1 pseudogene is annotated in these 237 nt (G+C 43.9%); it reads left to right on the forward strand.

Annotated elements, in window-relative coordinates:
• Positions 1–118: 118 nt before the first annotated feature.
• A pseudogene (locus AK963_RS31725) lies at positions 119–237 on the forward strand (transposase); the annotation flags it as partial.

Here is a 237-nt window from a genome sequence, read left to right on the forward strand (position 1 = left end):
AACATCATTAAAACCTTCGGGTAGCTGTGGTCGACGAGACATCTGTTCTAGATAATGCATGGTAATGATGCCTAAGCATAGTTGGCGGCAGCTTAAGGATTTAGAAAATGCGATTGGTATTATTCGTAAAACCGTGTATGTTGCTCTTGGCGTGAACACTGAAGGCCATAAGGAACTTTTGGGTCTTTGGCTTGCCGAAACAGAAGGTGCCAAATTCTGGCTTTCTGTGCTGACAGA

The organism is Endozoicomonas atrinae (genome assembly GCF_001647025.1).
In the GTDB taxonomy this organism is placed as follows: domain Bacteria; phylum Pseudomonadota; class Gammaproteobacteria; order Pseudomonadales; family Endozoicomonadaceae; genus Endozoicomonas; species Endozoicomonas atrinae.